The sequence below is a fragment of the Leifsonia sp. EB41 genome, assembly GCF_041262565.1.
GTDB lineage: Bacteria > Actinomycetota > Actinomycetes > Actinomycetales > Microbacteriaceae > Leifsonia.
The window spans coordinates 3,520,651-3,540,444 of sequence record NZ_JBGCCJ010000001.1; the positions used below are offsets into that span (position 1 = coordinate 3,520,651).

At 66.4% G+C, this 19,794-nt stretch carries 20 protein-coding genes; 9 read left to right on the forward strand and 11 right to left on the reverse strand.

What is annotated here, in order from left to right:
• The first annotated feature begins 33 nt into the window (after window positions 1-33).
• The 3 genes from ABH923_RS17335 to ABH923_RS17345 are packed head-to-tail and all read left to right on the forward strand — an operon-like array spanning window position 34 to window position 1,869.
• On the forward strand, window positions 34-555 hold the full coding sequence (locus tag ABH923_RS17335; RefSeq protein WP_370056636.1) for a phosphoribosyltransferase: 522 nt from the start codon (window positions 34-36) through the stop codon (window positions 553-555).
• Between the two features lie 7 nt (window positions 556-562).
• Window positions 563-1,255 carry a uracil-DNA glycosylase gene (locus tag ABH923_RS17340; protein WP_370056637.1) on the forward strand — a complete coding sequence of 231 codons (693 nt, stop codon included), beginning with the start codon at window positions 563-565 and terminating at the stop codon, window positions 1,253-1,255.
• Between the two features lie 35 nt (window positions 1,256-1,290).
• On the forward strand, window positions 1,291-1,869 hold the full coding sequence (locus tag ABH923_RS17345) for an N-acetyltransferase family protein (protein WP_370056638.1): 579 nt from the start codon (window positions 1,291-1,293) through the stop codon (window positions 1,867-1,869).
• A 17-nt stretch (window positions 1,870-1,886) separates the two neighbouring features.
• On the opposite strand, the gene ABH923_RS17350 is transcribed toward ABH923_RS17345, so the two are convergent.
• Window positions 1,887-3,413, reverse strand: a complete 1,527-nt coding sequence (locus tag ABH923_RS17350) for a BNR-4 repeat-containing protein (RefSeq protein ID WP_370056639.1) — start codon at window positions 3,411-3,413, stop codon at window positions 1,887-1,889.
• A 329-nt stretch (window positions 3,414-3,742) separates the two neighbouring features.
• On the opposite strand from ABH923_RS17350, the gene ABH923_RS17355 reads away from it, so the two are divergent.
• Genes ABH923_RS17355 through ABH923_RS17365 form a run of 3 tightly spaced genes read left to right on the forward strand, consistent with a single transcriptional unit; the run spans window position 3,743 to window position 6,018 of the window.
• A complete protein-coding gene (locus ABH923_RS17355) occupies window positions 3,743-5,233 on the forward strand; it encodes a hypothetical protein (RefSeq protein WP_370056640.1) in 1,491 nt (496 codons plus the stop codon).
• Between the two features lie 10 nt (window positions 5,234-5,243).
• Window positions 5,244-5,792, forward strand: coding sequence for a DUF2781 domain-containing protein (locus tag ABH923_RS17360; protein ID WP_370056641.1), 549 nt, complete (start codon window positions 5,244-5,246; stop codon window positions 5,790-5,792).
• Between the two features lies 1 nt (window position 5,793).
• Window positions 5,794-6,018 (forward strand): hypothetical protein, encoded by a 225-nt coding sequence (locus tag ABH923_RS17365; RefSeq protein WP_370056642.1) that lies wholly within the window; start codon window positions 5,794-5,796, stop codon window positions 6,016-6,018.
• 16 nt (window positions 6,019-6,034) lie between these two features.
• Here ABH923_RS17365 and ABH923_RS17370 read toward each other — a convergent pair whose 3' ends face one another.
• Window positions 6,035-6,373, reverse strand: a complete 339-nt coding sequence (locus tag ABH923_RS17370; protein WP_370056643.1) for a multidrug efflux SMR transporter — start codon at window positions 6,371-6,373, stop codon at window positions 6,035-6,037.
• A 32-nt stretch (window positions 6,374-6,405) separates the two neighbouring features.
• On the opposite strand from ABH923_RS17370, the gene ABH923_RS17375 reads away from it, so the two are divergent.
• The 3 genes from ABH923_RS17375 to esaA all read left to right on the forward strand — a co-directional run bounded on the left by ABH923_RS17375 (window position 6,406) and on the right by esaA (window position 10,196).
• Window positions 6,406-6,822, forward strand: a complete 417-nt coding sequence (locus ABH923_RS17375) for a VOC family protein (protein ID WP_370056644.1) — start codon at window positions 6,406-6,408, stop codon at window positions 6,820-6,822.
• Between the two features lie 10 nt (window positions 6,823-6,832).
• Window positions 6,833-8,035 carry a hypothetical protein gene (locus ABH923_RS17380; RefSeq protein WP_370056645.1) on the forward strand — a complete coding sequence of 401 codons (1,203 nt, stop codon included), beginning with the start codon at window positions 6,833-6,835 and terminating at the stop codon, window positions 8,033-8,035.
• Between the two features lie 316 nt (window positions 8,036-8,351).
• Complete coding sequence (gene esaA / locus ABH923_RS17385) at window positions 8,352-10,196, forward strand: type VII secretion protein EsaA (RefSeq protein ID WP_370056646.1); 1,845 nt, start codon at window positions 8,352-8,354, stop codon at window positions 10,194-10,196.
• A 92-nt stretch (window positions 10,197-10,288) separates the two neighbouring features.
• Here the strand turns inward: esaA and ABH923_RS17390 are convergent, their stop codons facing one another.
• The 9 genes from ABH923_RS17390 to essB are packed head-to-tail and all read right to left on the reverse strand — an operon-like array spanning window position 10,289 to window position 19,792.
• Window positions 10,289-10,507 (reverse strand): hypothetical protein, encoded by a 219-nt coding sequence (locus tag ABH923_RS17390; RefSeq protein ID WP_370056647.1) that lies wholly within the window; start codon window positions 10,505-10,507, stop codon window positions 10,289-10,291.
• Between the two features lie 41 nt (window positions 10,508-10,548).
• Window positions 10,549-11,121, reverse strand: a complete 573-nt coding sequence (locus ABH923_RS17395) for a hypothetical protein (RefSeq protein WP_370056648.1) — start codon at window positions 11,119-11,121, stop codon at window positions 10,549-10,551.
• A complete protein-coding gene (locus tag ABH923_RS17400; protein WP_370056649.1) occupies window positions 11,118-13,097 on the reverse strand; it encodes an alpha/beta hydrolase in 1,980 nt (659 codons plus the stop codon). The genes ABH923_RS17395 and ABH923_RS17400 overlap by 4 nt, the downstream gene beginning before the upstream one ends.
• Window positions 13,098-13,123: 26 nt before the next feature.
• Window positions 13,124-13,477 (reverse strand): hypothetical protein, encoded by a 354-nt coding sequence (locus tag ABH923_RS17405; protein WP_370056650.1) that lies wholly within the window; start codon window positions 13,475-13,477, stop codon window positions 13,124-13,126.
• Window positions 13,474-13,743 carry a hypothetical protein gene (locus ABH923_RS17410; protein WP_370056651.1) on the reverse strand — a complete coding sequence of 90 codons (270 nt, stop codon included), beginning with the start codon at window positions 13,741-13,743 and terminating at the stop codon, window positions 13,474-13,476. The genes ABH923_RS17405 and ABH923_RS17410 overlap by 4 nt, the downstream gene beginning before the upstream one ends.
• Entirely contained in the window at window positions 13,740-14,195 is a 456-nt protein-coding gene (locus tag ABH923_RS17415; protein ID WP_370056652.1) for a DUF4176 domain-containing protein, read from the reverse strand. Before ABH923_RS17415 ends, ABH923_RS17410 begins: the two co-directional genes overlap by 4 nt.
• Before the next feature lie 2 nt (window positions 14,196-14,197).
• Complete coding sequence (locus ABH923_RS17420; RefSeq protein ID WP_370057387.1) at window positions 14,198-15,691, reverse strand: FtsK/SpoIIIE domain-containing protein; 1,494 nt, start codon at window positions 15,689-15,691, stop codon at window positions 14,198-14,200.
• Between the two features lie 25 nt (window positions 15,692-15,716).
• On the reverse strand, window positions 15,717-18,656 hold the full coding sequence (gene essC, locus ABH923_RS17425; protein WP_370056653.1) for a type VII secretion protein EssC: 2,940 nt from the start codon (window positions 18,654-18,656) through the stop codon (window positions 15,717-15,719).
• Window positions 18,653-19,792 carry a type VII secretion protein EssB gene (gene essB, locus ABH923_RS17430; RefSeq protein ID WP_370056654.1) on the reverse strand — a complete coding sequence of 380 codons (1,140 nt, stop codon included), beginning with the start codon at window positions 19,790-19,792 and terminating at the stop codon, window positions 18,653-18,655. The genes essC and essB overlap by 4 nt, the downstream gene beginning before the upstream one ends.
• Between the last annotated feature and the right edge of the window lie 2 nt (window positions 19,793-19,794).

Here is a 19,794-nt window from a genome sequence, read left to right on the forward strand (position 1 = left end):
CTAACACCTGGCGCAGCCTTGTACGGTAGAGGCGTGGCCAGCGAACTCGACGATTCAGGTGCAGACGTCCTCGAAGAGACGGAGCGGGAGGTCCTGGGCTGGCTCGAGTTCGGCGACGCGGCCCGACACCTGGCCGGCGAGGTGGTCGAATCCGGCTTCGAGCCCGACCTGGTCGTGGCCATCGCGCGCGGCGGCCTCCTGCTCGCCGGCGCCATCTCGTACGCCCTCGGCATCAAGGCCTGCGGCGCCCTCAACGTCGAGTTCTACACCGGTGTCGACACCCGGCTGCCCGAGCCCGTCGTGCTGCCGCCCATGCTCGACTCGTCCGCTCTGGAGTCCAAGCGCGTGCTGCTCGTGGACGACGTCTCCGACTCCGGCCGCACCCTCGCGATGGTCGTCGACCTGATCGCAGCCTCCGGCGCCGACGTACGCACGGTCTGCCTGTACTCGAAGCCGCGCACGGTGCTGGAGCCCGACTTCGTCTGGCGCCGGACCGACAGGTGGATCACCTTCCCGTGGTCGGCGCTGCCGCCGGTGACGGCCTCCACGCACTGAGCGCCTCATGAGCAAGTCTTTGGCCGAGCTCGCCGCCGACGGCTCGATGGATCCCGGCTGGGCGCAGGCCCTCGCCCCGGTCGCCGACCGCATCGCCGGGATGGGCGACTTCCTGCGCGCCGAGGTCGCGGCGGGGAGGCCCTACCTGCCCGCCGGCGACAACGTGCTGCGGGCGTTCCGCGCGCCGTACGCCGACGTGCGCGTGCTGATCGTGGGCCAGGACCCCTACCCGACGCCCGGCCATCCGATCGGCCTGTCCTTCGCGGTGGAGCGTCACGTCCGGCCGATCCCGCGCAGCCTCCAGAACATCTACCGTGAGCTGCGCGACGACCTCGGCGTCGTGCCGCCCCCGCACGGCGACCTCAGCGCGTGGGCGGCGAACGGCGTGATGCTGCTCAACCGGGTGCTCACGGTGCGCCCGGGAGAGCCGGCCTCGCACCGCGGCACGGGCTGGGAGGCCGTCACCGAGCACGCGATCCGCGCCCTCGTCGCGCGCGGCCGGCCGTTCGTCAGCATCCTCTGGGGGAGGGACGCCGCCACCCTGAAGCCGATGCTCGGCGGCAACCCGGTCATCGAGTCCCCGCACCCCAGCCCGCTCTCCGCCTCCCGCGGCTTCTTCGGCTCGCGGCCGTTCTCCCGGGCGAACGCGCTGCTGGAGGGGGCGGGGGAGAAGCCCGTGGACTGGTCGCTGGAACCGTAACGCGGGCGAAACGCGCGACGACGTACCCTGGAACGGTGCTGGAAGAGGAATATGAGACGCGCCGGGTCCTGCCGAGACACCTGCGCAAGCCGGAGCCGTCCGAGACGCCGTTCGACTACAGCATCCGCGAGGCGCGCCCGGAGGACCTGCCCGACGTGCGCGAGATCTACAACCACTACGTCGCCAACAGCACCGTGACCTTCGACGAGGACGCCATGACGCTGAAGGAGTGGAAGAGCAAGTTCGCCTACCTGAAGAAGCTCGGGATGCCGTTCATCGTCGCCGAGTCGCCGAGCGGGCAGATCCTCGGCTACGCGCTCGTCTCGCCGTGGAAGCAGAAGCGTGCCTACCGCTTCACGGTCGAGAACTCGATCTACCTGGGCGCGGCCTCCACCGGCAAGGGCCTCGGCCCCATCCTGATGCAGGAGCTGATCGACCGCTCGAAGGCCGCCGGCCTGAAGGAGATGATCGCGGTTATCGCGGACAAGGGCGCGGAGGCCTCGATCAAGATGCACGAGAACTTCGGCTTCACCGAGATCGGCCGCATGGGCCGCGTCGGCTACAAGTTCGAGCGCTGGCTCGGCACGGTGCTGATGCAGAAATCGCTCAAGTAGGCGGCGCGGGAGCGGTTTCAGTCGGCCGCCACCAGGAAGAGCCGCAAGAGCGTGCCCTCGGCAGGGTAGCTCGACCGAGCGGGCCAGACGTTGTCGGCGACGAACGGGCCGGCCTCCCACCGCATCACGAGCCGGACGCGTTCGCCGAAGTGGTCCTGTCCCCAGCCGTCTGTGCCGCGAAGGACGAACGGATCCGAGGCCGCCGTACGTGTGGCGAGCGAATATCGGATGGTAGCCGGGTCACGTTCGGTGATCTCACGGGCCAGCGCCGGGCGTGTATCGAAGACGTCCTCGCGTCCGAAGGTGACACCGCTCGTGCCCGTATCCGAGGCGCGGAACATGCGCGACTCCACGGTGCCTCTGGCGGGATTCGCGCATGCGTAGCGCACGACGAGTCGACCATCCTCGAGGGAGACCGGCTCGGTGTGCCACATCGTGTTGCTGGTCAGGGTCTGTGCGCCTGACCACGATGACACGTACGACTCCGTCGGGTCGCCCGTCACGTTCTGAGACAGGTTCGCCGTTGCGGTGAGGTCGCTGACCCGCCACACGGAAGCGGGGCCGTTCGCCGGGCCAGAGGGTCTCGCCGCGTACAGCTTGGTCTCACCCCTGGCGTTGTTGCGCGGGTACGTGATCACGATCCGGTTGCTGTAGTCGAAGCCGAGCTGGATCTGCCCGTTCACGAGGCCGCCGAAGGAGCCTGGGTCGACGAGGGTCGCGGGCTGGGCTGGTTGAAAGGGGAGCGTGAGCGGCGCACCCGGGTTCGCCGGCGTGCGGTCGACGGGGAACCAGGAGACCAGATCGCGGCTCCATGCGTAGGACAGTCCGCTGTTCCGGGCGTCGTTCCCCCGCCAGACCCAGGCCACATGGTATGCACCGCCGTCGGCATCGTCTCGCCAGCTCGGCGTCGTCGGGTAGGGTCCGAACGCCGATGGCGATGCTGTGAACGACTCGGCGCCGTTCCAGAGGGGCGCGAGTCCGGTCGCGCTCGACCACGTGGTCGTCGCTGGGTCGTAGTTGTAGATGTACTCGTTGCCGGCGGAGGTCATGCCGTTGCGAAAGATCAGGTGCAGACTCCCGTCACCGCCGGTGAAGAAGCGCGGGTAGCTCACCGTGTTCTCCAGACCGAAGGCGACGAGGAAGCCCCACTTGGCCGTGCCCGCGAGTTCGGTCCGGAACTCGAGGGAGCCGAGGTCGCCGGGAGAGCTCACCCGCCAGTAGAGCATCGGCTGATTGTGGACCGCGCCCGCGAGATGGAGCGCTCCTCGCGAGTCGAGGGCCAGGCTGAGCTCCTCGTGGGAGTCGCTCGCGTTCTCCGGAAGCGTCACCCGTCGCCACCCCACCTGGGTGCCGGACGCGTCGCTCAGGGGCTGTCGCGGGTGCACGGTCGTCCACGAGCCGTCTGCACTGCGGGCGGAGACCGTGAGTGTGAAGGATGCGTCGAAGTACGCGAGATAGTCGATGCCTCGCTCGGCGTCGTGCGCGACCGCCTGTGCGATGGTGATCGCGGCGCCCACTGTGGCATCGCCATCCGGAGTGCTCACTGTGGTCGCGGCGAGAACAGCGGACCCAGCCCCGACCTCGGGCTGCGGTGCGTTCGAGGGATTGCAGGTGAGTGCGGAAACAGCGAAACCCGGCGCCGAACCCGAATCTCCCGCGGCGATCAGGAGAGCGGCCAGTGTGGCGAGTACTGCCAATCGCGTCGGACGGTTGGTGGTCACGGCCATCGACGTTCCTTTCTGAACAGCGGTCTCGGTCATTAAAACCTCTAGCATTAAAACACCATGCCTATGAGTGATAGCTTTAACACATGGGCATAAATCACCTGGATAACCCTGCCGTCTCCTCGCTCCGATTCCGCCGTCAGTTCCTCGTGACTCCGCGCAGCACCCAGCTGCCCGGCTGGACGCACCGCAAGGTGGGTGGCCACAACGTGTATGCCCACCCGGATCTGCCGGTCACGGTGCACGAGCAGTCCACCGGTCTGACGCTCGTGCTCCTCGGGTTCGCGATCGATCCCGACCAGCCCGAGCGGGACGACGCCTCCGTGCTCGAGGCTCTGGCCGTCGAATGGGCTGCGGGGGACGGACTGCCCTTTCTCGACAGACTCTCGGGGCGGTTCGCCCTCTTCGTCTTCACGGACGACGACATCGAGGTCCATATCGACGCGACTGGCACCCGCACGGTCGAGTACACCTGGACAGGCGACGAATTCCACGCGGCGTCCCAGGCATACCTGCTCGCCGAGATCCTCCCGCTGCGCGAGGGGGAGCGCGCTGAGCAGTTCCGGTCGTCGTCCTATGCGAACGAGGACCGGGAGGCCTTCCTCCCTGCGAATACGTCCCTCTACGAGGAAGTCGGGCGCCTCCTTCCCAATCACCGCCTCAGTGCAGCCGATCGGTCCCAGCAGCGGGTATGGCCGCGCGACCCGATCCCACCGGTCACCCTCGCCGATGCTGCCGCGTTCGCGGCGGGCCAACTGACGTCAGCGATCGTCGCCGCCTCGCGACGGTACCGTCTCAGCCTGCCTCTGACGGCAGGGTACGACTCGCGCACTCTGCTTGCCGCAGCGCCGCCCTCGCTGCGCAGCTCGATGCACGTCTACACCCTCCTGTACCGGCATCTCTCCCGGCTCTCGGCGGATGTCAGCATTCCGGCGCGGCTGACCCGCCGCGCGGGGCTCTCCCACCATCGGATCGACTGCCGCGCCCTGCCGGACCGTTCGTGGCGGGAGCTCTACACACGGAACTCTCCGCTGGCGCACTATGACGATTGGGGCATCATCGCGAGCGGCCTTCTCGCCGGGCACCCGAACGATCGTGTGGCACTCAAAGGCAACGCGAGCGAGATCGTCCGCAAGTACTACTGGCAGGACGGGGCGCCTCCGTGTCTGCAGAAGCCGTCCGACCTTCTTGCACTTCAACGCGGTTGGTCGGAATTGCCGTTCGCCGTGGCGTCGATCGAGGAGTGGTTCGCCGCGGCAGCTCCGATCGCCGCCGAAGCAGGAGTCCCGCTGGATGCCCTCTTCTACTGGGAGCACCGCTGCGGCTCCTGGCAGGCTCAGAGCCAGCTCGAGTGGGACATCGCACAGGAGGTCTTCACTCCGTTCGGTAACCGTCGCATGCTGGCTGTCCTTCTCGGCGTGCCCCGAGAGGATGTCGGCGAAGAGGGGACGGCTCTGCTTCGCGAGATCATGGAGCTCAGCGATGCGGACATGCTCCGGCTTCCGTTCAACCCGCGCACGACATGGTTTCGATCCCTCGATGTGCTCCAGCGGGCGCGCCACCGCCTTCGGCGGGAGCTTCGTCGGCTGCGGCCGGCGGGAGCGCGTCGCCTCCTGCGCCAGCCGGGGCCTCGGCGCTAGGCTCGCGTTCGTGACCACCGCCACCCCGCACTCCGGCGAGGTCGCCTCCGCCGCCCCGGCGACGCCCGCGAACCTCCCGCTCCGCAAGCGTCCGTTCGACATCTTCTTCGTCGTGATGTTCTCGCTGTTCAGCCTGACGTGCATCATCAGCGACGCCATCCCGACGCTCGGGATCCCGCAGACGGCGACGACCACCAACATCCTCGCGCAGTGGAACTACACCTACTCATCGCAGTACGACCCGCTGTACCAGCACGAGGCGCTGTGGCTGCGGTTCATCACCGGCACCAGCGCGTTCGTCTACCTGCCCTTCTACATCCTGCTGATCGTGTGCCTGGTCAAGGGCTTCAACTGGATCCAGCTGTTCTGCGTGATCTACGCGACCATGATCATCAGCCTGACCGCCATTCCGATCTTCGGCGTCGAGTTCTTCGGGCCGGTGGGGGAGCGCACCCCGAACCCGGTCGTGTTCCTGCTGTACAACGGACCGTACGTGCTGGTGCCGTTGCTGCTGCTCATCCGGATGCGCAAGCCCATGCCGTTCACCAGGAGGTTCTGAGATGCCGCTGCTGGAAGACCTGTCCGTCTACGAGGACGGAGAGACATTCACCGTCTACGACCACTCCTACGAGGACGAGGACGCCGAGCCCGGCCGCGGGAGACCCCTCGGCGCCATCACGCGCAGCGCGGACGGCGGCTACATCCCGGACGGGCCCGGCGCGATCTTCGCATGGGTGTCGCCCGCGCGCACCATCGACGACGCGCTCGCGGCGTTCGTCGGCTGAGGCCCGGTTCTGCGGCTCAGGCCGCCGGGTGCCGGCCGCCCAGTTCCAGCAGGCCGACGCCGCCGATCAGCAGCACCAACCCGAGGATCTGGACCCAGGTCAGCGACTCCTTGAAGAACACCCAGGCGATCACCGCGATCACGGCGACTCCGACGGCGGACCAGATCGCGTAGGCGACCCCGAGTGGCACGCCGCGCGACAGCGACTGGGACAACGCGATGAACGAAGCGACGTAGCCGACCACGACGATCGCGAACGCCCACCACTTGGGATTGTCACCCGAGGTGAACTTCAGGAAGGTGGTCGCGATGACCTCGGTCGCGATCGCGATGGCGAGGAAGATGTAACCCAGCACGGCACCACGGTAACGATCAGGGAGGACAACGGATGGACGACACAGCGCCGGTGCGGCAGTTGCGCATCGTGGTGGAGGCCGAGGACTACGACGAGGCGCTAGCGTTCTTCCGTGACGTCCTCGGGCTCCCCGAGCAGGCGAGCTACTCCGGCGACGGCGGCGCGCAGGTCGCCATACTCGACGCAGGACGGGCGACGCTCGAGTTGGCGAATCCGGCGCAGAAGGCGATGATCGACGGCGTGGAGGTCGGCCGCCCGGTGGCGCCGCGCATCCGGCTCGCCTTCGAGGTGGACGACGGGCGCACTGTCACCGCGAGGTTGGTGGAGGCCGGCGCTGAGCTGATCGCGCCGCCGACCGTGACGCCGTGGAACTCGCTGAACTCCCGGCTCGCGACGCCGGCCGACCTCCAGGTGACGGTCTTCCAGGAGCTCGGCGGAGACGGCGTATAACGATTCGGGCATGCCCGGCGGGGCGGTCTCCCCGGCGGCCCTAGGATTCGATCACGCGGCGCCCGACCAGACGGTGCGCCCGGTGGACGAGTCGCGGGATTCGATGATGACGATTGTGCGCGCGCCCGGTGCGTTTCGCGCGGCAGGGGCGGCGCTCCTCCTCGTCGCGCTGCTCACGTCGTGCGCCGCGCCCGGCCCGGCCGCGCCGCCCCCGACTTTCCGGCCCAGCACGCCCACCGCGACGGCGACCGCCGCGTCCGCGCCGACCCTGCGCGTGGCGACGACGTGCGACGCCCTGCTTCCGGCCGCCTCGGCGGAGGCCGCTGCCGGCACGGGAGTCCAGGCTCGGGAGTGGGCGCCCACCACCCGGAACCCGGTCGAGTTCGGGGACCTGCGAGCAGGGGCGCTGACCTGCGAGTACCGCGGAGAGCTTGCGGCCGGCTCGACCTGGCTCGCCCCGGACGTCTTCGTCGGAGTGCTGCCGACGCTCGGTGCGAACGACCGCTTCGGCGCACTGGCGACCATCGCCGGAGTGACGGTCGACGGCGACCGCTACTTCGCCTGCCCGGTCTCCGCCGGCTCGACCCCCACGTCCTGCCTGTTCGGAGCGATCGTGGGCGACTACCAGGTGATCGGCACCGTGACGTACCCCGATCGCACCACGCTCGACCAGGCCGCCGTCCGCAAGGTCTTCGACGATGCCACCGCGGTCGTCGGCCGCCTTGGCGCGCCCGCTCCGCTGTGGCAGCCGTCGGGTGGCAGTCTGCGCGGGGTCACCTCGTCGGACGGTTTCGTCCCGTTGGTTCGCATCGCCGCCGGCCTCGGTGTCCCCTCGGTGTACTCGCCGAAGTCCGAGGGCGGTGAGTACACGACGACCCAGCTCGCCTCCGCCCAGCTCAGCGGCGCCTACTGGTCGGACTTCGTCGACGAGGGCAGCGCGGCCTCGGTCGGCATCGCCGTGCTGCCGGGAGGTTCGAGCTACTACGACGACGTCAAGCGCACGCCCGTGCCGGGCACGAGCGACATCCAGGCCGTCCCCGGGCTCGGCGATGACGCCTACCTCTCGATGTTCCGGATCGCCATGCCAGGCGGTCCGGGCAGCCCGATCCCGTACCTGGACGTGAAGGTGAAGAACAGTTGGCTGCAGCTCTCGGACGCGCCGCCCGCCGTGCTCGAGCAGCTCGCGCGCGAGGTCATCGCGAACCTGTCCTGAGTCAGCTATGAGTCTGCTGCGGATCATGTCGCCGTGTCCGGTGCCGACCTAGGCTGACGTCGACGACATCGTCGGACGGCCCGCGTGGCGGGTCGGCCGAGTGAGGCCGATGGCACAAATCGTGGCCGGGAGCGGGGCTCCCGGCCACGTCCATGTCTGCGGCCGGTCGCACATGAGTGCAGTACGATATCTCTTTGGGGGAGCTCCGATATCCCTTTGGCAGAAATGCATCCGCTCGAGGAGATTCAGTATGGCACGCCTGGCTCGTGGCGCACACCGACGGTCGCACCTTGCCCGTTTCGCTACAGCGACCCTGATGCTGGCGGCACTGGCCGGCGGGTTCCTGGCCGTGAACAACGACATCTCCCAGCGTGCGGCGGTGTTCAATCCCTCAGTCGCTCTGGTCAACGAGGACCTCGCTTCCGAGTTCAATGCGAAGACGTACGCGTTCGGCGCGAGCTTCGTCGACCGGGTCTCGAAGGACTCGGAGTACAACTGGTCGGTGCTCTCGCGGCCGATCGCCGAGAAGGCGTATAAAGACGGATCCGTCGACGCGGTCATCTACCTGCCTCAGTCGTTCTCGCACGACATCCTGACCCTCCAAGACCTCGACCCGACGAAGGCGACCGTCGAGTACAAGCTGAGGCCCCAGCTCGACGAGCAGTCGGATCGCGTCCTGAAGAGCAAGATCGTCGACATCGTGCACGGATTCAATCGGAGCGTCGTCACGATGTATTACGCCTCGGTCGCCGACAACATCGCCGAAGCCGACAGCTCGATGCACGCCGCCCTGGGCAACCAGGAGGCTCTCATCGCGGCCCTGACGTCGGACGTGGAGCAACCCTTCTCGTTGACGAAGCCGAGTTTCGAGAACTTCGTCTCGAACGCCACCGGCCTCAAGGACGTGAACGCCGCAACGATCGACGCCCAGAACTCCTTCACGGAATCGGTCACCGACACGCTCGCCCGGACCAGCGAGACGTTCTGGGCGAAGCTGCCCGAGATCGACGAGTATGCGAGCCGGCAGAAGGAGATCGCACACATCAACGCGACGAACAGCAACACCCGGATCACCGATCAGGCCGCCTCCGATCGGGACTTCTACGGCAGCCAGTTCGACGCGTTGAGAACGAACACGTTGTGCACGCTGAGCGGGGTGGATGCCGCCGAGGATGCGGAGCCCTGCACGAATCCGGACGGCACGGTCCCGCCTCACCTCGCCGGACACCTCCTGTCGTTGCGGCAGGCGATCGCCGACTACACCACGGCATACACCGGGCCCGTCAACGAGCTGCAGTCCACCGTCCTCATCATTCGAACCTCCCTCACCGCCAGCATCGCGAACTTGGAGGCCCTCGTCGCGATCCTGGAACCGCTGGCCCAGCCGGCCGAGCCGACCGACCCAACCGAGCCGGCCGCGCCCACCGATCCGACTGATCCCGCCCCTGCCGTCCCGATCGTCGACCCGGCGGTCCTGAAGACCTTGAAGACGGACATCGTCGCCCTGAAGAACGCGAGGGACGCCCTGCGTGCGGACAATCTGCCCGCCCCGAACTTCGATTCGAATCTGACAGACCTCGACTCGTGGTACGCGGACATGCTCGCGACCATCAAGGACTCCGCGCTCACTGCGAGCGGGGTCGGCGGTCTCGACATCACAGACTGGGCCGACTACGACCCCGCCGCCCTCGGACTGTACGTCGACAACAGCGACGGACTTCACTGGAGCATCGCCGACCTGGTGAAACAGACCGCAGAGACCGGCAGCAGGATCGCGAGCGGCAAGCTGGCCGTCCCGGACAACCGCTCCCAGTTCGACACGCTCCTGAGCAGCGCCCTCACCACATTCACCCGCTCCGAGTCCGTGCGCAACGGGGTCGCCGGCCTGCTATCGAAGGGAAGCGCCGGCCTGGGCAAGAACAAGCAGTACTACCAGAACTTCTCAACCGTGCTGGCCAACACGAGAACACAAGGCGTCGACACCGGCAAGCTCCACGACTTCTTCTCCGCCCCGATAGCCGCCACGGACATCACCACGCAACGGCCCGCCGTCCCGGCCGCCTTCGACCCGAAATGGATGATCGTCTTCGCCTGCGGCCTGTTGGCTGGTGCGCTCGTCATGGTGCTCGGGCGGACGTTCCGAGTGAAGAGGGACGGCTGAAGCCATTCCTCGGCGCCCGCCTCGTGCCGGCTCGAGTGTTTGAGCTGTCTTCCCCTCCGTCGGCCCGGCCCGCATGCGCTGCGTGATCCCGTTCACCAGTTCTTCGGGAGTGTAGGGTCGTCCGGATCGATGGGAGCGCACCGGCTGTAGCCCACGAAGTCGGAGTAGTTCTCGCCGATGGTGAACTCGATTGCGAAGCCGTCTGCACGGACTCCGGTGAGGTAGGGCGGGTAGGAGACGACCTTCCGCAGCGGGCTCACTGCGACGATGCGCAGCATGAGGCGGGGGCGGTGTGCGGTGAGGGTGGTCATTGTCCTGCTCGGCACGGGGTCGGGGTCCCGGGGTCGGTGGTTCACCAGTTTTTCGGGAGTCGCGGGTCGTACGGGTCGATTGGAGCGCACCGACTGTAGCCCCGGAAGTCGGAGTAGTTCCCGCCGATCGTGAACACGATCCCGAGTCCGTCTTTGCGGACCCCGGTGAGGTACGGCGGGTAGGACACGACCTTCCGCGGCGGGTAGATGTTGTTGTCCTCGATTACTTTCGTCGGGAAGCCGCGCTTTGTCCACAGCGCCGCGACCCGCTCCGCCGTCTCCTCAGGACTCGACTTGGTCGGGCCCTTGTACTGATTGAAGATGTTCCAGCTCTCCGACTCGGTGCCATCGGCATATTCACCACAGCCGTATCCCCATTCGAACTCTGGTTTGGGCCAGGTGTCCGCGACGAGGGCGGTGGTTTCGTCGTAAAGAGCCTGGATTTCTTGTTGCACGGCGGCGCGGTCGGACCGGTCTTGGTCTTCCATCTGCTGGATCTCCTTCGCAGTTTTAGGCTGTGCTCCACATCCCGTCAGGGTTCCCGTGACGAGCAGAGCGCTCAATGCCACGATGCGCAGCACACTACGGCGGTAGCGTGTGGTCGAGGCGGTCATCGTCTTGGTCCGATTGGGTTCCAGGCAGATCCGGGTAACGGGTTCGACAGGGCTGACCGGTCGAGGGGGGTTCCGCTGACGGGAAGGTCCTGCCCGCGTCCCATTGTCGCCATCGCACTGCCGTACTGGGCGGAAGTGAGGTTGTCGAGGTAGCTGTAGGAATCAGGGTTCTTCTGGCTGTTGCCGAACGGGCCGTGTTTGGTGATCCCTTCGAGCGTGATGCCGTCGAGGACGGTGTTCTCCGCACTGAACGTGTGGGCGCCGAAAGCCGGGTTGGTGGGGTCGGTGCGCCTAGACAAGAACTGCCCGGGCCCGGCCCACTCGTCCTTGGCGCCCTCGGCGGCGAAGACCTCCCCGCCGGGCACGTGCAGTGCGCCGGCAGACGCAACCTCGTTTGCGACACCGGCTGAGCCGAGCAGCACCACATGCCCCGCCGAAACCTCCTTCCCGGTCAGCGCGAGGGTGGCGACGTTGGTCCCGTAGGAGTGCGCGATGACCGAGAGCCCTGCCGCTTGTGACGGCCAGTCCTTCACCGCAGTTAGACCTCGCAGCGTGTTCCCCAACCGTTCCGCCCCAGCTCTGGCGAGATCATCGTGAGTGACACCCCACACATCCATACCACCGGGCGGGTCGTAATCCAGCCACGACAGGACCGCGATCTTGCTCGGATCAACACCAGATGCCTGTGACTGTTGCTGCCGCATGTCTCTGGCAGCATTACCGTATTGGCCGATGTCGTTGGCCGTGGTTCCCATTCCGGGGACGAGGACGCTGATGTGTTCGGCGGTCTCCAGGAGCCCCGTGCTGATGGCGACCTTGGTGCGTTCGCCGGGCTGGTAGACATACAACTCGTGCGGTACGGCGCCGGTCGGGCCGGCACCGTAGGCGATATCGATGCGGGAGAGAGTGTCGGCCAGCTTCTCCGCTTCGGCGAGACGGTTCAGCGCCGCCTGACGAACTCCGGCGAATTGCGAGCCGAGCTCCGGGTCGGCCTTCGCAGCCTTCAGGCGCTCCTTCGCCGCGGCAAGGTCGTCGATCAGGCACTGGCGGTTCGCGTCGGAGCGCACCCGCGGGGGAACACCGTCGAGGTTCCCGACCAGGCGAGGAACCGACCTCGCCCACTCCGCCCGCTGCTTCGCATCCAGGTCGTTCCACCAGGCGAACGTCTTCTCCGGTGCCGGCGGGTGGTCCCAGAACCTCTGAAACAGTTCGGGATGCGCGGCGAGCATCGCCTTCATCTGCGATGGCGACAAGTCCCTCAGAAGCGATGACAGCTCTCCCGGCGTGGCTGACGTCCAGTCCTTCGACGACCCCAGGCCGGCTATGTAGTGGAGAGCCTTCCTCCTCGAGGCGAAAGCACCGAGTCCGGCGCTCAGATCACCGACGAGCGCGACGCCGCCATCGGTGTCGTTCAGGCGCTTCAGCAGAGCCACGGTATCGCGAGTAGCGGCGGCCAGCTTCTCGAGACTGTCGCGGAAGAGCCCGCACGTTGCCGCGTGGAAGCTCCGTACCGCGTGGAGCTTGTCCTCCAGATCGCGGATGTCGTTCTCCAGCTGGGTGAGCACCAGCTCCAGCCGAGAGTCGACGGCACGCAACGCGTCGCCCAGCATCGGCACGGCGATAAGCGTGTTCGCGGCGGCGCGGTTCGCTTCCCTGAGGCTCTCGGTCGCATCCCGCTGGGTCCGGGTCGCGATGAGCTGTATGTTCAGTTCGTCCTCTTTCAGCACGCCGTAACGGCTGATCTTCGAGTCCTCGAACGTGAACGTGTCGAGCTCACGCTGGATGTCGTCGATTTCGCTTTTCGCGTCCGAGAGACACGGTGCAATGATCTGCGAGAACAGCGCGTCGACGGCGGAGTAGCCCTTCCCGGACAGTTCGCCTGTGCCCAGAGCGGCGACAAGGCGATCGGTCGCACTCTCAGCCGCATCCAGCGCGGATTGGGCGGTTCTGAGATTCCCGGAAAGGGCGCTCTTCACACTGCCTGAGTCGCCCGAATCGTACGTCAAGCCCACGCTGCGCCCGCCTTCTCCTGCCGTAGCCGATCCAGCTCCGCCTCAGACGTCGACCGGATCCCCCTCGCCGTCTCCGCCAAGAGCTGTTCCTGTTCGTCGGCGAGTCGTCCCACGTAACTGTCGAGCTCTCTGCGGGCGGCCAACCCCTTCTGCACGAAGTAGTTCTCTGCGCCCATGCCGATCCCGGCCTCTTCGAAGCGGGCGGTGTTCTCGCGCATCACCTGCCGGTGTTCCTCCCACTGCTTCTCGAGCCGGAGGATCGTCGCGAGGTCCTCCGCGGTTCGGGTCTCGTGAGCGCTGATCTCCTGATCGAGCTCACCGCTCTGATGCGGGGGGCTGCTCACGGCTTTCCACTCCAACTTCCGGCGTCTCGGCTGTCGCGCTGCTCGATCTCGGTCGCGAGCGAGGTGACGTTGCCGGCTTGACCCTTCACACCTGCGACCAGCTCGGAGAGGGAGCTCAGGAGCGTGTTCGCTACGGTCGCTCCGTCGTGGATACTCCCGATGGTGCTCGACCCGAGGCTCACCTGTCGGCCACCGCCGTCGAGGTCGACGTCGGCGAACCCTGAGACGGCATCGTGTGCGGCGCCGACATTCGAAGAAAGCTTCACGATTCACTCCCTTGATATTCCGGGTCGACCAGCCTGCGGAGTTCCGAAAAGGGATCGCCGCGGGTCGGCGCGCTGCCGCCCTCCGCAACCACCTCTCTGGCCTCCGGAATGGCGGTGAGCGGTTCCGTGAACTGTTGCGCTCGCGTCGTCCCTCTTCGTCCGTTCTGCATCTGGTCGAGGAGATCCTCGAGAAACGCGGCGTCGGCTTCATCGGTGTAGCCCTCGTGAACGACTTCGCGGACGTCACCGGCCAGGATCGGAAAAGTCTCCTGATCAGGCGTTTCGCCGTAGGGATGCGGCCCGACCAGGTAGCGAGGAACGACCTCGTCCAGATCGCTGTCCGGACGGAAGGCTCCGCGCGCCAGAACGACGAACAAGCCGGAGTGGCTCTCGCTCTCGAGCCGGACGACGGATCCTAAGCCGAGCAACCTGCCGGCGAGTTCGAGCGTCATCGTCACTCTTCGCTTTCTGGGATGGTGGGGACGACGATCTGGACGAGTTCGTCATCCGTGAGGGAGTGCAGCACGTTCTTGCCGTGCGTCTCCCTCCTGACGTCCAGCGGCAGGTTGTCGACGAAGCGCTGCGTGCCCAGGTCGCCGCCGAACATGATCTGCTCGACGTTGTCTTTCAGCGGGCCGACCAGGCCGAAACCGCCGTTCACCCTGGACAGGAGATCCAGAACGATCACCTGGGTGGTGGCGCTCCCGGCGCTGAGGAGTTCCGCGACCCGATCAGTGGGGAGTAGGAGCCGCTCGAACACGTCCGTTATGCCGTTGATCAGGATGCACTGCCTCGACGGCGAGCCGTTCTCGATCAGCTCCGTGAGGGCCGTCTTCACCAGCTCGGCATTGCTCTTCAGCAGGGTCTTCCCGATGTACAGCGACGAAGCAGAGCTGAGGAGCGGCTTGAGCGTGTCATGCGCGTCGATCACGACGAGGTCCTCGTCAGCCACCGCGTCCACGACGCTGGCGATCAGGAAGGGATACAACAAAGCAGCCTGTCTCCCCGTCTCGGGGAAGATCGCGAGGGACTTGGCCCGGTACAGCTCAAAGCCTTCGGGTGTGGCGCTGCTCTTGTTCAAACCCAGCAACAGCGTGTCAGGCGTAGCCTCACGGGACCGGTGGCTTTGCAACGTCTGCGGCGTGAGCTCCCGCGGGACCATGGGGATCTTCTCCGGCCGCGCACCCGTCCAGTTCTCGTTCAGCGTTGCGATCTGCTGTTCGAGCGCTGCGAGCGTCTCGGAGCTGTCCTGACCGCGGGCGGGGAGGTAGAACTGGATCGCGGTGGGTGCGTCGAGGAGCACCTGGCCGCGGCCCGGGAGGTCGGCCTGCAGCAGCCGTTCGCGTCCCATGAGCTGTGCGAGCTCGCTCTCGTCGTTGAGGTAGAGGCACAGCTTCGTCGAGATGTTGCTCAGCATGTTCACGCGGACGCCGCCGACTCGGCTCGAGCTCATCACGAGGGTGATACCGAGCGCTGCGCCTTCGCGCAGCACCTGCAGCAGCAGGGAGTCGATCGTCTCTTTCCGGCGGTCGTTCGGAGTGAGGTTGTCGTACCCGTCGAGCACGTTCACCACCAGCGGCAGGGCGATTCCCGTCTTCGCCTGGTACTGCTCCAGGTTCCCGACGCCGGCCTCTTTGAACACGCTCTTGCGGGTCGCCAGAAGGTCGGCGATCGCCTCCAGCATCTTGCCGAGCTTTTCGGCCTCCTCGAGCGTGACGATGTCCGCGACATGCGGCAGGTCCGTGAGCGGCAGCAGCCCGTTGTTCCCGAAGTCGATGAGCTGCACGTGCACCTGTTCGGGAGTGCTGGTCTTCGCAAGGTTCATCACGAGGGTCTGGAGCACAGTCGATTTGCCGTATCCGGGGCTGCCGAACAGGGCTGTGTGCCCGGCCCGGGCGATGTCGAACCCGTAGTCCTCCTGCGCCTGCCGGGCCGGGAAGTCGAGCACGCCCAAGGGAACGCCCACGCCGCCGTCATCGCCCGGCTCGGGGGTTGCGATGCTCTCCGGCAGATTCGGGAGCCACGGCCGATCGGGGGTGGTCAGCGCGTCGTCGCTGTGGAAGATGTTCGCGATGGTCTCGATGATCGCTTCGAGCTGCGAGGGGAGATCGCTGGTGTCCTTTCCCCTGCTCGACGTCTTCGTCGGGATCATAGAACAGTTCGTACTGGCCGACGTCGTTGATCGTGTAGATGCGCTCATCGACCCGCTCCGACACCACCGCGTCGGGGTCGTAGGACACACCGGCGTAGCCGCTCTGGAAGAGTTCGTAGACCTCGTTCTGCCCGACCTTCAGGTAGCCGCGCCCCGGGTTGGTGATGTGAGCGGCATCGGTGGTCTTCAGCAACTCGTTCGAGTCCTGCTCGCCGGCCATCTTCAACGCGATCTTCGACGTCGAGTTGGCCTCGATCTGGTCGTTGACCACGCCGCTGGGCTTCTGCGTCGCAAGGATCAGGTGAACGCCGAGGCTTCGGCCGATCCGCGCCACCGAGGTGAGCTCGTCGAGGAACTCCGGCACATTCGCTTTGAGCTCCGCGAACTCGTCGGAGACGAGAACCAGGTGGGGCAACGGTTTCGTCGGGTAGGTGACCTCGGGCCTCGGGTCGTGGCGCTGTTTGTACAGGCTCATGTAGGCGTTGATGCTGTTCACGCCGTACACGGCGAACTCGCGCTGTCGCTTCGTGAGCTCCGCCTTGATGCTTGCGAGTGCACGCGCCGTGCCGGCGCCGTCGAGGTTCGTGATCGCGCCCATGAAGTGCGGCAGCCGGTCGAGCGTGTTGGCGATCCCGCCGCCCTTCCAGTCGATGATGAGCATGCCGACGTCTTCGGGGGAGAAGTTGATCGCGAGACCGATCAGGTAGGTGGTCAGGAACTCCGACTTCCCCGAACCCGTCGTGCCGCCCACGAGGGCGTGGGGGCCGTGGGCTCGCTCATGCAGATCCCAGTACACATGGTCGGCTTTGCCCCGCCACCCGATCAGCGAGGCGATGGACTTGTTCGGCTCGGCCCGGGCCCATCGTTCGGCGATCCGCAGGTCGTCGACGGTCGTCACCTCGTACTGTTCGAGCAGGCTCAGGGCCTCCGGCACCGCGTTCCTCTCGACCTCGAGGTGGTTCAGGTTCGACAGTCTCCGAAGCGAATGCTCCAGATCGCTCGGAAGAGGATGCGGAGCGAATGGCGTCGCGACGTAGACGTCGTTGTCCGTGACCAGCTCGCCTCGCACCAGGTGCGGCGCCTGGATGAGTGCTGTCACGGTCTCCGGCAGGAGTTTCGCGTCCTCGGTGCACCAGATCACGGTCACCCCGAGCGCACTCATGTCTTCGGCGAGGAGTTCGTTGATCCCGTGTCCGGCCAGAAAGCGATCATCGGAGATCGTGAACACGTAGTGCGGCGCGAACTGCGGCTTCTGCGTCCCGGCGTCCTTCAGAAGATGCCGGCGCTTCTGGAGGAGCTGATAGAAGCTGTTCAGCACGACGTCTCGAAGCTTCTCCGTATGGATCAGGCCGCGCATGTTGAGCTCGTGCAGTGTGAAGTGGGGCAACAGCCTCCATGAATTCCATGTCGTCGCATACGCTTCGCGGGAGAGCAGGCTTACGAAGTTCACATCGCGATAGGAGTGGAAGAACGCGGTCTGGAAGAGCAGGGACTGCACGTACTCGGTGACGATCTCAGGCGGCCCGACCAGCCCGATCGTCTGCCTCGAGACACTGATCGGGGTCGGTGCATCGCGCTGCGTCTGGAACCCTGCCGCGAGGTCCGACACATGCCGCCCCTGCGCGGTGGCGTCCTTCTCGCTCACATCCGAGGTCACCTTCAGTGCGGATGGGCGATCGGACAGGCCTAGCGAGACAGTCAGAAAGTCTCTGTTGAAACGCTGGCGCTCGTAGATTCTGGGGTCGTATCGCTCGACCATCTCAGCGAGCTGCCGAGGGTTCGGCTGCTGAAAGAACAGCACCCGGCGTTCGTCGTCGTGCGCGCGGGAGACCTCGGCCACCGCTCCGACCAGGTACCGGGCGTAGTCCTCCTCGGCCTGCGACGCCGAGGCTTCGGACTCCTTCTTCTCCGCGATGTACTGCGACACCGTGAACGAGGCGGTCAGCACGCTCGCGAGCCCCATCCCGATCAGCATCAGCGGGTTGTTGCCCATGATCATCGTGGTCGCGCCCATCGCCCCGACCATCGCGAGCGGCGGCGCCAGCATCCGCACGATGCGGTTCTTCGGCTTCGTGCCCGGTTTGTCGGGGCCGCGCAGTGTGAACTCGGCTGCGTCGACGTCGAGATTCATCTTCGGGGAACGCCGATAGTCCGGGAAATCCGGCGGGAACTCGCTCACCGGGTGCTGGGCCAGGGCTTTCGAGTGATCGAACTCGAGGTGGGAGCGAAAGTGCGTGATCTTGAACTGCGTCGGGCGTTTCTCGAGCAGGAAGCCTTCGGTCAGCACCACCGTCCCGTCGGTGAGCTCGAAGACCTGCCTGCCCACGACCGCCGCGTCGTCCACGTACACGAGCCGGTCCTGCGCGTCGACGATCACTGTGCGCTGACGCACGATCAGAAACGGTGAGCCCTCCACCCTGATCCCGGCGTAGGGCACATCGCCGATGACGAACTCCGCACCCTCGTCGATGGTGAAGAACTCGGTGCGGGCCTGTGAAGCGGAGATCACCAGGCAGGTGAGGTCGCCCACGGTGTGCAGGCCATCGCCGAGCCGGTCGCCGTCCGCGTACAGTGCGTCGTTGATCACGCTGAGCTTGTGACCGCCATGGTCGACGAACGGATGCGCGTCGGTGAGGGAGAGCCTGGTGGCTCGCCGGCCGTCGAGCGCATAGACGAGAAAGCGCAGCTGGCCCGCATCGAGCCGTGAATCGAGGGCGACCTGCCGAGCTGCTCCGGTCTGCTCCGTCTCGAACACGCTCATCCCTGCGCGGCCTCGCTGTCCGTACCCGCGAGCTGCGCCGTCAACTCGTCGATCGCTTCGGCGTACTTGTCGAGGAGGCCCTGCTTCTTATCGCCGGCCATCTGGGTGTTGAGCTTGGTCGCCTGGTACAGGTCGGTGTATGCCAGCAGCGTGAGCTGGTCGTCGCCGAGGTTCTGCGCGAAATCGAGCGCCTGCTCGAACTCCCCGCGGCCGATCGCGATCCAGTAGTTCAGAGTGACGTCGTCGGACTTCTCGGAGATATTGTTGAGGATCGCCTGCTTCTGCGTCGTCGTGAGGTCGTTGAGGTTGATGCTCGAAACGGCCAGCACGTACTTCGCGGACGCCGGCAGCGAGGCCGCGCCGAAGTCCTCCAGCTCGCCGAGCGTCCCCGCGTAGTCGGTCGCGAGGAAGCGCGCCTGTGCCGCGACGACGGCGGTCTGGAGGCGATTCCGGCCCTCGGCCTGCCACGCGAACCCCCCGGCGACCAGACCGGCGGTGACGCCCGCGACTCCTGCGATGCGGTACCAGGAATAGCGCCGTTTCGACACGCTCACCCTGGCGGCTGCGACCGCTGACTTCTCGGCCGTGAGCTGCGCGTCGATGAACGCGAAGAGCTGCTCGGTCGTGGTCGTCTGCCACACGGAGGTCGAGAACTGATCCCGAAGAGCCTTCGCCCCGTCGAGGATCTGCTCGATGGCCAGCTTCGGGCGGAAGACGTGCAGCACCATCGCCTGCAGCGACCGGAGGAACAGGTCCTCATCGAACGCCGTCGGGGCGAGCATGCCCTGGAGGCCGCAGTGCACCACCCGCAGCAGCTCGCCGTTGAGGTAGACGTTGTCCGGGTGGATCACCGGCACTCGGAAACCGCCGCGGTAGCCGACGCACGCGACGAGCTTCTGCGCCAGGGACAGCCGGTCAAGCCGGGTCGTCGCCCGGCCGACAGCCTCGCTGAAGCTGATCTCGCCGTCGCCGAGCGCGTACTCGAACGTGAGCCCGGTCTCCGTCTCCTGTGCGTCGACGTACCGGCGGATCACGCCGAGGCACTCCCCGTCATAGCCGTTCTTGGACACGTCGACACGGAGAACGCCACCATGGGCGTCAAGGTCGAGGACGGTGCCGTCTCTCTCAATGCGCATTG

Excerpts from the sequence above, each read along its gene's own strand:
- ABH923_RS17380 (WP_370056645.1), top strand. The coding sequence starts at position 6,833 with ATGCCCGGCGGGGCGGTCTCCCCGGCGGCCCTAGGATTCGATCACGCG.
- essC (WP_370056653.1), bottom strand. The coding sequence starts at position 18,656 with ATGAGCGTGTTCGAGACGGAGCAGACCGGAGCAGCTCGGCAGGTCGCC.
- essB (WP_370056654.1), bottom strand. The coding sequence starts at position 19,792 with ATGCGCATTGAGAGAGACGGCACCGTCCTCGACCTTGACGCCCATGGT.
- ABH923_RS17365 (WP_370056642.1), top strand. The coding sequence starts at position 5,794 with ATGCCGCTGCTGGAAGACCTGTCCGTCTACGAGGACGGAGAGACATTC.
- ABH923_RS17375 (WP_370056644.1), top strand. The coding sequence starts at position 6,406 with ATGGACGACACAGCGCCGGTGCGGCAGTTGCGCATCGTGGTGGAGGCC.
- ABH923_RS17390 (WP_370056647.1), bottom strand. The coding sequence starts at position 10,507 with ATGACCACCCTCACCGCACACCGCCCCCGCCTCATGCTGCGCATCGTC.
- ABH923_RS17415 (WP_370056652.1), bottom strand. The coding sequence starts at position 14,195 with ATGACGCTCGAACTCGCCGGCAGGTTGCTCGGCTTAGGATCCGTCGTC.
- esaA (WP_370056646.1), top strand. The coding sequence starts at position 8,352 with ATGCTGGCGGCACTGGCCGGCGGGTTCCTGGCCGTGAACAACGACATC.
- ABH923_RS17395 (WP_370056648.1), bottom strand. The coding sequence starts at position 11,121 with ATGACCGCCTCGACCACACGCTACCGCCGTAGTGTGCTGCGCATCGTG.
- ABH923_RS17340 (WP_370056637.1), top strand. The coding sequence starts at position 563 with ATGAGCAAGTCTTTGGCCGAGCTCGCCGCCGACGGCTCGATGGATCCC.